This window comes from Pontitalea aquivivens (assembly GCF_046507575.1).
Taxonomy (GTDB): domain Bacteria; phylum Pseudomonadota; class Alphaproteobacteria; order Rhodobacterales; family Rhodobacteraceae; genus Pontitalea; species Pontitalea aquivivens.
Map to the genome: position 1 here is coordinate 697,896 of NZ_JBKFEY010000001.1, position 12,805 is coordinate 710,700.

Annotated in this window: 12 protein-coding genes; 9 read left to right on the forward strand and 3 right to left on the reverse strand. The window is 67.5% G+C overall.

Going from position 1 to position 12,805, the window contains the following annotated elements; all coding sequences use genetic code 11:
* The first annotated feature begins 139 nt into the window (after nt 1-139).
* The 3 genes from ACK8OU_RS03445 to ACK8OU_RS03455 all read left to right on the forward strand — a co-directional run bounded on the left by ACK8OU_RS03445 (nt 140) and on the right by ACK8OU_RS03455 (nt 3,425).
* Nucleotides 140-1,603, forward strand: coding sequence for a leucyl aminopeptidase (locus ACK8OU_RS03445; protein ID WP_410301955.1), 1,464 nt, complete (start codon nt 140-142; stop codon nt 1,601-1,603).
* A gap of 3 nt (nt 1,604-1,606) precedes the next feature.
* Nucleotides 1,607-2,071, forward strand: a complete 465-nt coding sequence (locus ACK8OU_RS03450; RefSeq protein ID WP_410301956.1) for a DNA polymerase III subunit chi — start codon at nt 1,607-1,609, stop codon at nt 2,069-2,071.
* A 277-nt stretch (nt 2,072-2,348) separates the two neighbouring features.
* The gene (locus ACK8OU_RS03455; RefSeq protein WP_410301957.1) at nt 2,349-3,425 is read left to right on the forward strand and encodes an ABC transporter substrate-binding protein; all 1,077 of its coding nucleotides are present in this window, start codon (nt 2,349-2,351) and stop codon (nt 3,423-3,425) included.
* 93 nt (nt 3,426-3,518) lie between these two features.
* Here ACK8OU_RS03455 and ACK8OU_RS03460 read toward each other — a convergent pair whose 3' ends face one another.
* Both ACK8OU_RS03460 and ACK8OU_RS03465 read right to left on the reverse strand, forming a co-directional pair.
* Entirely contained in the window at nt 3,519-5,765 is a 2,247-nt protein-coding gene (locus ACK8OU_RS03460) for a TRAP transporter permease (RefSeq protein ID WP_410301958.1), read from the reverse strand.
* 115 nt (nt 5,766-5,880) lie between these two features.
* On the reverse strand, nt 5,881-6,867 hold the full coding sequence (locus ACK8OU_RS03465; RefSeq protein ID WP_410301959.1) for a TAXI family TRAP transporter solute-binding subunit: 987 nt from the start codon (nt 6,865-6,867) through the stop codon (nt 5,881-5,883).
* A gap of 352 nt (nt 6,868-7,219) precedes the next feature.
* Between ACK8OU_RS03465 and ACK8OU_RS03470 the strand changes: the two genes are divergently transcribed.
* The 6 genes from ACK8OU_RS03470 (at nt 7,220) to ACK8OU_RS03495 (ending at nt 11,663) form a co-directional block, all read left to right on the forward strand.
* Nucleotides 7,220-7,813 (forward strand): NAD(P)H-dependent oxidoreductase, encoded by a 594-nt coding sequence (locus ACK8OU_RS03470; protein ID WP_410301960.1) that lies wholly within the window; start codon nt 7,220-7,222, stop codon nt 7,811-7,813.
* 125 nt (nt 7,814-7,938) lie between these two features.
* Entirely contained in the window at nt 7,939-8,385 is a 447-nt protein-coding gene (gene aroQ / locus ACK8OU_RS03475; protein WP_410302017.1) for a type II 3-dehydroquinate dehydratase, read from the forward strand.
* Nucleotides 8,382-9,158 (forward strand): HpcH/HpaI aldolase family protein, encoded by a 777-nt coding sequence (locus ACK8OU_RS03480; RefSeq protein WP_410301961.1) that lies wholly within the window; start codon nt 8,382-8,384, stop codon nt 9,156-9,158. Before aroQ ends, ACK8OU_RS03480 begins: the two co-directional genes overlap by 4 nt.
* A 250-nt stretch (nt 9,159-9,408) precedes the next feature.
* The gene (locus tag ACK8OU_RS03485) at nt 9,409-10,371 is read left to right on the forward strand and encodes a sulfurtransferase (protein ID WP_410301962.1); all 963 of its coding nucleotides are present in this window, start codon (nt 9,409-9,411) and stop codon (nt 10,369-10,371) included.
* Nucleotides 10,372-10,374: 3 nt separating this feature from the next.
* A complete protein-coding gene (locus tag ACK8OU_RS03490; RefSeq protein ID WP_410301963.1) occupies nt 10,375-11,499 on the forward strand; it encodes a YeeE/YedE thiosulfate transporter family protein in 1,125 nt (374 codons plus the stop codon).
* Entirely contained in the window at nt 11,496-11,663 is a 168-nt protein-coding gene (locus ACK8OU_RS03495; RefSeq protein ID WP_410301964.1) for a hypothetical protein, read from the forward strand. The genes ACK8OU_RS03490 and ACK8OU_RS03495 overlap by 4 nt, the downstream gene beginning before the upstream one ends.
* A 57-nt stretch (nt 11,664-11,720) precedes the next feature.
* Here ACK8OU_RS03495 and ACK8OU_RS03500 read toward each other — a convergent pair whose 3' ends face one another.
* Nucleotides 11,721-12,803: a BMP family ABC transporter substrate-binding protein gene (locus tag ACK8OU_RS03500; RefSeq protein WP_410301965.1), complete on the reverse strand. Its 1,083-nt coding sequence runs from the start codon at nt 12,801-12,803 to the stop codon at nt 11,721-11,723.
* Nucleotides 12,804-12,805: the final 2 nt, after the last annotated feature.

Consider the following 12,805-nt stretch of genomic DNA (forward strand, 5'->3'; position numbering starts at 1 on the left):
CGCGGGGAAAGGCCAACGGCCCCCCGCTTTCCATTTTCGCCCGGCCTCGCTAGGGTCTGGCAAGACCCCGCCGACCAGTGCCCGCCGGCGCAAGGGCGGCCCGTCCGAACCCGCACCGCGTCAGAACAAAGGAACCGCCATGACCGCCCCCGTCGCGATCCGCTTCAGCCAGACCGACCCCGCCGCCTTCGCCACCCGCGAGGGGCGCATCGCGCTGTTGCATCCGGGGGGGGCGCTGTCGGCGGTGGCGCGCCGGCTGGACCGGCTGATGCGCGGGGCGCTGGCGCGCGCGGCCGCGTCCGATGCCTTTGCCAAGCTCAAGCCCGGCGAATCGCTGGATCTGTCCTGGCCCGCGGGACTTGCGGCCGAGACGGTGCAGCTGATCGCCCTGCCGCGCCGCGCCACCCCGGCCGAGGCGCGCAAGGCCGGCGCCGCCGTGGGCCGCGCGCTGGGGCCCAGGGGCGCGCTGGTGATCGCCGAGGCCCATCCCCGCGCCGCCGACGTGGCCTTTGGCCTGGCGCTGCGCGCCTACAGCTTCGACTATCACACCAGGCCGAAAGAGGCGCCGGGCCCGGTTGAGGTGATGGCCGCCAGGCCCGAATCGCTGGCCGCGCGCGCCGCCCCCCATGCGGCCCTGGCCGAGGGCGTGTTCTTCACCCGCGATCTGGTCAATGAACCGGCCAATATCCTGACCACCAGCGATTTCGCCGCGCGCCTGGCGGCGATGCATGAACTGGGCCTTGAGGTCGAGATCCTGGATGAGGCGGAACTCGACATGCTGGGCATGCGCGCGCTTCTGGGGGTGGGGCAGGGCTCGGAAAGCCCGTCCAAGGTGGTGGTGATGCAGTGGAAGGGCGGCAAACCCGATCAGGCGCCGCTGGCGCTGGTGGGCAAGGGGGTGGTGTTCGACACGGGCGGCATTTCCATCAAGCCCGCCGCGGGCATGGAAGAGATGACGATGGACATGGGCGGCGCGGGCGTGGTCGCGGGCGTGATGCGCACGCTGGCGCTGCGCAAGGCGCGGGCCAATGTCGTGGGGCTTGTGGGGCTGGTGGAAAACATGCCCGACGGGCGCGCGCAACGGCCCGGCGACATCGTGAAATCCATGAAGGGCGACACGATCGAGGTGATCAATACCGATGCCGAAGGCCGCCTCGTGCTGGCCGATGTGCTGTGGTATGCGCAGGACCGCTTCAAGCCCGCCGCGGTGATCGACCTTGCCACGCTGACCGGCGCGATCATCATCGCGCTGGGGCACGAAAACGCAGGCGTCTTCAGCAATGACGACGCGCTGGCGCAAGACCTGCTGAAGGCTGCCGGGGCCGAGGGCGAGGGCGCCTGGCGGATGCCGCTGGCGCCGGCCTATGACGCGCTGATCAAATCGCGCCTGGCCGACATGAAGAACACCGGCGGACGGCCCGCGGGTTCGATCACCGCAGCCGAATTCCTGCACCGCTTCATCCAGGATGGCACCCCTTGGGCGCATATCGACATCGCGGGCGTCGCCCTGCCGCCCACGGAAACCACGCTGGCGCCAAAAGGGGCGACCGGCTGGGGGGTGATGACGCTGGACCGGCTGATCCGCGACCGCTTCGAGGATTGATCGATGGGCGCCGCGCTGTTCTATCACGTCACCCGCAGCCCGGTGGAAGAGGTGGTGGTGACACTTCTGACCCGGGCGCTGGCGCAGGGCTGGCGGGTGGAACTGCGCGGCAGCGACCCTGCGCGCATGGCCATGCTGGATGACCGGCTGTGGCAGGGCGCGCCCGAGGGCTTTTTGCCCCATGGCCGCGCGGGCGGTCCGCATGACGCGCACCAGCCCGTGCTGCTGACCACCGGCGCGGCGGCGCGCGCGGCCAATGACCCGCAGGCCGTCATGTCGATCGACGGCGCGCCGGTCACGCCCGGGGATCTGGCCGCCCATGAACGGGTCTGGATCCTGTTTGACGGCAACGACCCCGCCGCGTTCGATACCGCGCGCGGCCAGTGGCGCGCGCTGACCGGCGCCGGCGCGAAGGCCCAGTACTGGAGCGAGGCGCAGGGCCGCTGGGAAAAGAAATCGGAAACCTGACGGCGCGTCATTTGCCCGGCCGGTCCCCCGCGGATCCCGGCGGATGCCTCCGGCGGGAGTATTTGGACCAAGAAGAAACGCGATGCGGCTTCTTCTTGGAAAAAATACTCAGATCGACCGGGGCCAGGGGCGCGCGGCGCGCGGCGGTGCCGGACGCCGGGGCCGATTGACTTTGGCGAAAGCCCTCCCGTAGCCTGTCGCCATGCGGGTCCATTCCGGATCGGCGCAAATGGCGGGGATATTGCACCCCGCGCCAACACCAACACGGGAGATCAGAGTGAAGCGAGTCATCCTTCTGTCCAGCGCGCTTGTGGGCCTTGGCCTGCCTGCGGCGGCGAATGAAGTGGCGGTTCTTGGCTGGGGCGGCGCCTATACCGTCAGCCAGGTCGAGGCCTATCACAAGCCCTTCACCGAAAAGACCGGCATCAAGGTGATTTCGGTCGATACCGACAACCCGGCAACGCCGATCAAGGCGCAGGTCGAATCGGGCAATGTCACGACCGATGTGGCCAGCGTGGAATATGCCGATGCGGTGCGCCTGTGCGATGAGGGCCTGCTGGAGGTGATCGACCCCGCGATCCTGGAACCCGGCATCGACGGCACGCCCGCGACCGGGGATTTCCTGGACGGGGCGCTGGCGGAATGTTTCGTGGCCACCGACGTCTTTTCGACCGTGCTGGCCTATGACGCCAGCAAGTTCCCCGAAGGCGCGGGCCCCGCGACGATTGCGGATCTGTTCGACACCCAGAAGTTCCCCGGCAAGCGCGGCATGCGCAAGAGCGCCAAGGTCAACCTGGAAATGGCGCTGATGGCCGATGGTGTTCCCGCCGCCGAGGTCTATGACCTGCTGCGCACGCCCGAGGGTGTGGACCGCGCCTTTGCCAAGCTGGACACGGTCAAGGGCGACATCATCTGGTGGGAAGCCGGTGCGCAGCCGCCGCAGCTTCTGGCCGATGGCGAGGTGGCGATGACGGTGGCCTATAACGGGCGCATCTTCAACGCGGCGATCACCGAGGGCAAGCCCTTTGAGATCGTCTGGGATGGCCAGGTCTATGAGATGGAGGGCTGGGTGATCCCGAAGGGCGCGCCGAACATGCAGAACGCGCTGGATTTCGTCGCCTTCTCGACCGGCTCGGCCCCGCTGGCCAAGGCGGCCGAATTCATCAGCTACGGTCCGCCGCGCAAATCCTCGGCCCCGCTTGTCGGCAATTTCCAGGGTACGGACATGCCGATGGCGCCGAACCTGCCCACCAGCCCGGAAAACCTGGGCAATGCGCTGGCCTCGGATTACGAATTCTGGGTGGATCACGATACCCAGCTGAACGAGCGGTTCAACGCCTGGATCGCCGGCTGATCGCGGCCCGCGTTCCATCCCGGGACCGAAATGTCAGGACCGCGCCTTTCGGGGCGCGGTCCTTTTCTTCCAGGGGCGGGGGGATCGGCGCGCTCAGTCGCTGCCGCGTACCGGGATCATCGCATCGGGGCGCGGGCGAAAGACCCGCTGCACCGCCACGGTGGCCACGGCCAGGCCGATGCCCGCCAGATCGGTGAACAGCCCACCCTCGATCATAAGAAGCGCCGCGGCCAGCAGGCCTGCGCGGATGAACCAGGCCGCACGCGCACCCAGAAGCCAGCCCTGCACCGCGCTGGACAGGAAGAACACCCCCACCGTCGCGGTCGCCACCGCGCGCAGGATCACCGGCCAGTCGCCCTGCATCAGCAGCGCGCCGTTGTAGAAGAACATGAACGGCACGATGAAGGCCGACAGCCCGATCTTGAACGAGGTGACCGAGGTCCGCATCGGATTGGCGCCCGAAATCCCGGCGGCGGCATAGCTGGCCAGCGCCACGGGCGGGGTGATGGCCGACACGACGGCGAAGTAGAAGACAAAGAAATGCGCCGTCAGCATCGGCACGCCCAGGTTCACCAGCCCCGGCGCCACCACCGAGGCCGCCACCGCATAGGCCGCCGTGGTGGGCATGCCCATGCCCAGAAGCACCGCGATGCACATCGCGAAGAACATCGCCAGCAGCTGCGAGGTGGCCGCGATGCCCAGCAGCAGGTTCGAAAACCGTGCGCCGACCCCGGTCAGCGAAATCACGCCCACGATGATGCCCGCGCAGGCGCAGACCACGATGATCTGGATCGACATCACGCCTGCGATTTCAAAGGCGCGGGCAATGGCGCGCGGGCCCATCCGCCAGGGCGTCAGCCAGCTGACGACAGCGGCGGCCACGGTGGCCAGCGTGCCCGCGCGGATCACCGAATAGCCCATGAACAGCGCCGCGATCAGGATCACGATCGGCAGGAACAGGAAGGCGCGGCGGGCCAGTTTGCGGAACCTGGGCAGTTCATCTTCGCGCATGCCGCGCATGCCCAGTTTCGCCGCCTCCAGATCGACCATGAAATAGACCGACACGAAGTACAGAAGCGCCGGGATGATGGCGGCCACCGCGATGTCGGTATAGGGGATGCCGGTCACCTCGGCCATGATGAAGGCGCCCGCGCCCATGATCGGCGGCATGATCTGCCCGCCGGTCGAGGCCGCGGCCTCGACCGCGCCGGCGGTATCCTTGCGATAGCCCAGACGCTTCATCAGCGGAATGGTCAGCGACCCCGTCGCCACCACATTGCCCGCGCTGGTGCCGTTGATCATGCCCATCAGCGCGCTGGCAAAGATCGCCACCTTGGCCGGGCCGCCGCGCGCGCGCCCGGCGGCGGCGAAGGCAAAGTTGACAAAGTAATCGCCCACCTTCGACGCCTGCAGGAACGCCGCGAAGATGATGAACAGGATGATATAGGTCGAGGATACAGCGGTCGTCGCCCCCAGGATGCCGACATCGGTATAGACTTGGCTGAAGAACCGTTCCCAGGCGATGGCGGGCGAATTCAGGAAGCCCGGCAGATACTGGCCGGTAAAGACATAGACCAGAAAGACGCCCGAAATCACCACCAGCGCCAGCCCCGCCACGCGGCGCGTCAGTTCCATGATCAGCAGCGTTCCGGCCACCGCGGCAATGGAAATGCCGATCGGCGCAAAGGGCGTGCCGGTCGAATTGCGCATCAAGGTGCCATAGATCGTGATCAGATAGGCCGCGACCGCCAGGCCGCAGATGCTTAGCACGACATCGGGGATCGCCAGCACCGCCCGGCCGCGGCTGTGCACCCAGCCCAGCACGATGCTGCCTGCCGTGGCCAGCATCAGCGGCGCGCCATAGACCCAGGTTTCATTGAAGCGGATGCGTTCGTCGATGCCGTTCCACATCAGCCCGCCCGCGATTTCGCGCTGGAAAGACAGCGCCGCGCCCAGCGACCACAGCGCCGGGACCAGCAGCGCATAGCCGATCCAGGTGGTGATCTTTGCCCGCCCGTCATCGCGCGGCGCAAAGCGGGTGGCGGAAAACAACGTGAAGCCCAGAAGCAGCGCCCCGGCGATGTGGACGATGCGGAAATTCCACGTCTCCATCGGCAGGCGCGGCAGGAAGGGCAGGTTCACAGCCCCCCCCGTCATGCGCGAAATCGACAGCCCGTTCAGCGCCGCCAGGTGAAAGAACGCATAGATCCCCGCAATGACCGACACGGCCAGCAGCATCCGCCCCTGAAACAGGCGGCGGTTGCTTTCGACGGGTTCCTCGTCGACGCCCTGGGCGATGATCAGTTCATCGTCCTGGCTTTGGGCTGGCGTGGCGTTCATGGATCTGTCCCCCGTCCTGTGACCGCATTGTTCCGATGGTGCCGCGTCTGGCGCGAAATGTCGGACGGGGCCGATATCCCGCAAGGGACCGGCCCCGTCCAGGATCTGTGCCGGCTCAGCCGCCGTAGATCATGTCGGCCGGGATCGAGGCGCCGTTTTCATTGAACCAGCGCGCCGCACCGGGGTGCCATTTCAGCACGTTGTTCTTGTCCCAGTGCTCGGGCAGCGATTCGCGGGCCGAGGAATGCACATTGACCATGCGGGCATTGTCTTCCATCGCGATGCGCGTCGCCTCATAGACGAAGGTTTCGGGCAGGTCGCAATTGGCGATGGCGAAGTTCCACATCGCAACCGAGGCCAGCGGCGCTTCCAGCGTCTTGTAGACGCCCGCGTCGATGTCATAGCGCGAGACGGGGAAATCGGCGGTGACTTTGGTCAGTTCTTCCTCGTTGAAGCCGATGATGCTGATGCTGGTCTGCACCTCAAGCTGGCTGACGGTCGGGATCGGCACGCCGGCGGCAAAGCCGATCACGTCCAGCAGCCCGTCCTGCATCTGGCCGCCCAGATCGTCCCAGCCGCCGTTGCGGCGTTCGTATTCGACGCCCAGATCCGACAGCATGCGCGGGAAATAGGTGTCGGCGCTGGATCCGGCCGGGCCAAAGCCGATGCGCGCGCCCTTGGGAATTTCCGAAATCGCGGAGATGTTGGACGAGGCCAGCGCCGCCAGGTGGAAGGGCGTCTGATACATCGGGAAGATGGCGCAGGCCTTGTCCATCGCCAGCCCCGGTGCGATCGGGTTCAGGCCGGCCAGCGATTCCGCCGCCGGGCCCAGCGTGGTCAGGCCAAAGGCCAGATCGCCGGTATGCACCAGCGCCATGTTCTGCATCGGCCCGCCGGTCACTTCGCCCGCGCCGGTCACGCCCAGTTCCTCGGCGACAAGGTTCGCCCAGCCCGAACCATAGACAAAGAAGGTGCCGCCCTGCGATGCGGTGCCCACGGTGAAGCTGCTGGGCCAGCCGGTGCGATCGACCTCTTGCGCAACGGCGCTGCCCGCGATGATGGCGATGGCCGCAACGGACCCCGCGAAAGCGTGGAATTTCATGTGTTCCTCCTCAGCAAGTTTGGCTCGGTGTCTGTGGCTCGGCATGTCAGGATCTTGCCACGGGCCATGTCACTGGTGACGCAACGGGTCGGTGGCAGCCTGTTATCAGTCTTAAGCCCTGATCTGGTAAGGTCAACTGTCCAGACTGCGGGTTTTTACGGCGCGGGTCGGGTTTCGTTACGGAAAGCTGTGGCTGCGGGGCGGCGTTCGGCGCGCGCCTGTGCACAGATTCCCTGCGCCGATCGGGGAACCGCGACGGCGGGCCTTGTGTTAGGCTTGATGCCGGTGCCGGCGGCGCGATGGCGCGCCGCGCGGCCCGTTGGCGAACCGCAACCCAGGGAAGGACCGCTTCATGAGCAAAGTCAAACTCGCCGTCATCTTCTATTCCACCTATGGTACCAACCATCAGGTCGCCGAAGCCGCCGCTGGTGCGGGCCGTGCCGCGGATGCCGATGTGCGGCTGTTGCGCGTGGCCGAAACCGCGCCCCGGGCGGTGGTCGAGGGTCAGGACGCCTGGAAGGCGCAGGCCGACCGGATGGCCGGTATCCCCGAGGCATCGGCCGCGGACATGGAATGGGCGGATGCCTATTTCTTTGCCTGTCCCACCCGCTTTGGCGGTGCGGCCAGCCAGATGCGCGCCTTCATCGACACGCTGGGCGGGGTCTGGTCCAGGGGCGCGATGGCCGGCAAGCCGGTGACCGCGACCACCAGCGCGGGTAATGCCCATGGCGGGCAAGAGGCCACGATCCTGAGCCTTTACACCAGCTTCATGCACTGGGGCTCGGTCATCGTGCCGCCGGGCTATACCGACCCGGTCATCTATGAGGCGGGCGGCAACCCCTATGGCTATTCGACCAAGGCGGGTGAATTCGACGATGCGGGCCGCGCCGCGGTGGCCCATCAGACGCGCCGCCTGCTGGATGTGGCCGCGCGGCTGGCGGGCTGACCGCGCGCCGCCTATGCGTCCCCCGATGCGACCCTGCCGCGCGCGGCCCCTAGGCGCGGGCCGCGCGCTTCGCTATGCAGAACACCGATGCCAGGCGTGAGGAGGGGGCGATGACCCAGGCCGACATGAAGACGATCTACATCCTGAACGGGCCGAACCTGAACCTTCTGGGCCAGCGCGAGCCCGAGATCTATGGCCATGACACGCTGGCCGATGTCGAACGGCGCTGCGCGGAACTGGTGGCGCGCAGGGGCTTTGCGGTGCGGCTGTTCCAGTCGAACCATGAAGGCGCGATCATCGACACGATCCATCAGGCGCGTGCGGCCGCCTGCGGCATCGTGATCAATCCCGGCGCCTATACCCATACCTCGGTTGCGATCCTGGATGCGCTGAACGCCTTTGCCGGGCCGGTGATCGAGGTTCATATCTCGAACGTTCACAAGCGCGAGGCGTTTCGCCATCATTCCTACGTCAGCCTGCGCGCCGACGGGGTGATGGCGGGGTTCGGCGTCGAGGGGTATGAACTGGCCGTGCGCCGGATCTGTTCGCTCTGCGGCGGGGGGGCGGCATGAACCTGCCGGCCAACGGCTTCAAGGCGGCGCTGGCCGCGGGGCGGCGCCAGATCGGCATCTGGTGCACGATTCCCGACCCGGGCCATGCCGAGGCGCTGGCCACCTGCGGCTTTGACTGGATGCTGATCGACACCGAACATACGGTGATCGGCCCGGCCGTGGTGCAGACCATGCTGCAGGCCGCCGCGCCCTGGCCGGTGCAATGCGTGGTGCGCCCCGGATCGCTGGATGTGGTGGAAATCAAGCGGCTGCTGGATGCGGGCGCGCAAAGCCTGCTGATCCCGATGGTCAATTCCGCCGATGAAGCCCGTGCCGCCGTCGCCGCCACCCGCTATGCGCCCCAGGGCATCCGCGGCATGGCCGGGCTGTCGCGCGCCACGCGCTATGGCACCGTGACCGATTACGCCACCCGTGCGGCGCAGGAAATCTGTCTGCTGGTGCAGGTCGAAACCGTGGCCGCGCTGGACCAGATCGAGCCGATCTGCGCGGTCGATGGCGTGGACGGGGTCTTTGTCGGCCCCGCCGATCTGGCGGCCTCGATGGGCTATCCGGGCCAGTCGCGCCACCCCGTGGTCACCGCCGCCGTGCTAAAGGCGATCGCCCGCATCCGTGCCGCCGGCAAGCCCGCGGGCATCCTGTCGCAAGACCCCGGCGTGCTTGAGGCGGCCTGTGACGCGGGCGCGGGATTCGTCGCCGTGGGCATCGATCAGGCGATCTTGCTGAAAGGCGCGCGGGCGCTGGCGCAGGACTGGACCGCGCGCGACCGGCCCTAGCGGGCCGGGCCTGGCCCGGTCCGGGGTGGGGTGCAAGATAAGGCCAGCCGTTCCGTCGTGGCCCCGGGGCCGGGGCGAATATCCGCATGATTTGCGTTTATTTGGAAAAATGTTTCCTGATGTCTTCCTGTACGGGATTTTGTTCCGGGTTGTTGCGGATTCTTCCCGGATTCACAGAATATTTTCCCTTGCCTTCCGCGCCGGATTGGCCATTTCAGGACGAAACGGCAAGCATGGAAAGGGTTTGCAGATGAAACAGTTTCTTGCGGTGACGACCTTCGCGGCGCTGATCGCCGCCCCCTCGATGGGCGCGGCCCAGACCAACCTGTTCGGCCCGCTGCTGACGCCCGCGGAATTTGCGGCGCTGCAGCCCGCCGCCAATGCGCTGGTGCTGGATATCCGCGTGTCAGACGGGGACAACAAGGCCGCGGATTATGCCGCCGGTCACATCGAGGGGGCGATCCACGCGCCCTACGGGCTGTTCCGCGGCCCCAAGGAAAACCCCGGCGCGGTGCCCTCGGCCGACAAGCTGACCGAGGTGCTGCGCGGTCTGGGCGTGACCCATGACCGTCCCACGCTGATCGTGCATCAGGGCAAGGACGAAACCGATTTCGGCGCCGCCGCGCGTGTCTACTGGACGCTGAAATCCAGCGGCGTCAGCCAGCTGGCCATCCTGAACGGCGGCATGAACGCCTGGACCGAGGCCCGGCTGGACCTGTCGACCGTGCCGGGCGTGGCCCAGCCCAGCGACATCACCGTGACGCTGGCCGATGACTGGCTGGCCACCACCGATGACATCGTGCAGGTGGTCGAGGGCAAGGACCGCGCGCGTCTGGTCGATTCGCGCCCTGAATCCTTCTGGGCCGGCGAACAGGCCCATGCCGCCGCCGCCCGTCCCGGCACGCTGCCGCAATCGGAATTCTTCACCCATTCGCGCTGGTTCGGTTCCACGCCCAGCAAGATCGACGTGGACACCGTCAAGCGCCTGGCCGCCGAGGCGGGCTATACCAACGCCGATGCGCCGCTGGTGTCGTTCTGCAACACCGGGCACTGGGCCGCGACCAACTGGTTCGCGCTGAGCGAGCTGGCCGGGGTCGAACAGGTCAGGCTTTACCCCGATTCGATGGTGGGCTGGTCGCAGGCGGGTCTGCCGATGGACAATGTTCCCGGGCCGATCCGCAACCTGTGGAACCAGATCACGAGCGTGTTCTAAGCCATGACGCAGGTGGAACATCTGCCCGCCGGTCCCGCGCGCCTGTTCGGGCGGGCGGGGCTTGTGGCGGGGGCGGGGGTGCTGGTTCTGGCCGTGGCGGCGCTGGCCGGCGCGCGCTATGGCCTGCTTTTGCTGATCGGGCTTGGCTTTGGTATCGCGCTTGAGGGGCTGCGCTTCGGCTTTGCCGGGCCCTGGCGCGCGATGATCCTGCGCCGCGAACCGGCTGGCATCCTGGCGCAGCTTCTGTCGATCGCGCTGGTCGCGGTGGTGGCCTTTCCGCTGATCGGCGCCAACCCCGGTGAACTGGTCGGCGCCCATGCGCCGGTGGGCGTGGCGATGATCGGCGGGGCCTTTGTCTTTGGCGCGGCGATGCAGCTGGTTCTGGGCTGCGGGTCGGGCACGCTGGTCAATGCGGGCAGCGGCAATGCGGTGGCGGCGCTGGCGCTGCCCTTCTTTGCGATTGGCAGTTTCGCGGGCACGCTGCATATCGACTGGTGGATGGGCCTGGGATCGGCCCCGGTGGTGGCGCTGTCGGGGACCACGGGCCTGGCGGTGACGCTGGCGGGTCTGGCGGCGGTGGCGGCGCTGGTCTGGTGGCTGGGCGCACCGCAGGCGCGCAAGCTGCCCCGCCGTCTGGTCTTTGCGGCACTGGCGCTGGCGGTGCTGGCGGTGCTGAACCTGGTGGTGGCGGGCCAGCCCTGGGGCGTGGTCTATGGGCTGGGCCTGTGGGTCGGCAAGGGCGCGCAGGCGCTGGGGGCGGATCTGTCGGCCACCGGCTTCTGGGCCGCGCCCGGCAATGCCGAGCGTCTGGCGCAAAGCCTGCTGACCGATGTGACCTCGCTGACCAATCTGGGCATCATCGCGGGGGCGTTCCTGGTCAGCGTCTGGCGCGGTGGTCTGCGCGACCGGGTGGCGCGGCTGCCGGCGCGGGCCTGGGTCGCGGCGGTGGCGGCGGGGCTGGCGCTTGGCTATTCGTCGCGGCTGGCGTTTGGCTGCAACGTGGGGGCCTTTTTCAGCGGCATTTCCACCGGCAGCCTGCATGGCTGGGTCTGGTTCGTGGCGGCCTTCGCGGGCAGCTATTACGGCATCAAGCTGCGCCCGCTGGTCGGGCTGGAGGCAAAGGCATGACGCGGGCACCTGTGGCATGGGGCGTGCTGGCGCTGATCGGCGCGGTGGTGCTGGCCGATCTGGCGGGCAGTGCGCCGCTGAACCCCTACAAGGCGCCGCCCGCGCTGGCGCTGGGATCGGGGCAGGCGGCCAGCGGCGCGCATTGCGCGGCCCCGCCGAAGTGAAGCGAAAAGGGCCGGGATGTCCCGGCCCTTCGCGGATCGCCTTGCCTTACCCTTGCCTTACTGCGGCAGTTCGGCGGCGATGCCTTCGACATAAAAGTTCAGGCCCGACAGTTCCTCATCGGTGGCCACCTGACCTTCGGCCAGCCAGGGGCTGCCGTCCTGCTTGTTCAGCGGGCCGGTGAAGGGGTGGTATTCGCCCGATGCGATCTTGTCGCGCAGCGCCTCGGCCTCGGCCTTGACCTCGGTGGGGACGGCCTCGGTGATTTCACCGATCACGACCTCGCCGTCACCGATCCCGCCCCAGGTGGCGCTGGATTCCCAGGTGCCGTCCAGCATCATGCCCACGCGCTTGACGTAATAGGGGTCCCAGTTGTCGATGATCGAGGCGATCCGCGGCGCGGGCGCAAAGGACGCCATGTCCGACGCCTGGCCAAAGCTGTAGATGCCGGCTTCCTGCGCCTTGGCCTGCGGCGCGGTGGAATCGGTGTGCTGCAGGATCACGTCCACGCCTTCGGCGATCAGGGCGGCGGCGGCATCGGCCTCTTTCGCGGGGTCGAACCAAGTATAGGCCCAGACCACCTTCATTTCCACATCCGGGTTTACCTTGCGGGCGTGGATGAAGGACGAGTTGATGCCCTGGATCACCTCGGGGATCGGGAAGGACCCGATGTAGCCGATCTTGTTCGACTTGCTCATGTGGCCCGCGATCGTGCCCAGAACGGCGCGGCCTTCGTAGAAGCGCGCGTCATAGGTGGCGACATTGTCGGCGCGCTTGTAGCCGGTGGCATGTTCGAATTTCACATCGGGGAATTTCGCGGCGACATTCATCACCGCATCCATGAACCCGAACGAGGTGGCAAAGATCAGCTTGTTGCCTTCCAGCGCCATCTGCGTCAGCACGCGTTCGGCATCGGGGCCTTCGGGCACGCTTTCGACGTAAGAGGTGACGACGCGGTCGCCATAGGCGGCCTCGACCGCCTTGCGGCCCAGATCGTGCTGATAGGACCAGCCCATGTCGCCCACCGGGCCCACATAGATGAAGCCCACCTTCAGCGGATCCTGCGCAAAGGCGGGCAGGGTGGTCGCGGCGGCCAGCAGGGCGGTCGCGGCGGTGGTGGTCAGAAAGGATCTGCGGTTCATGG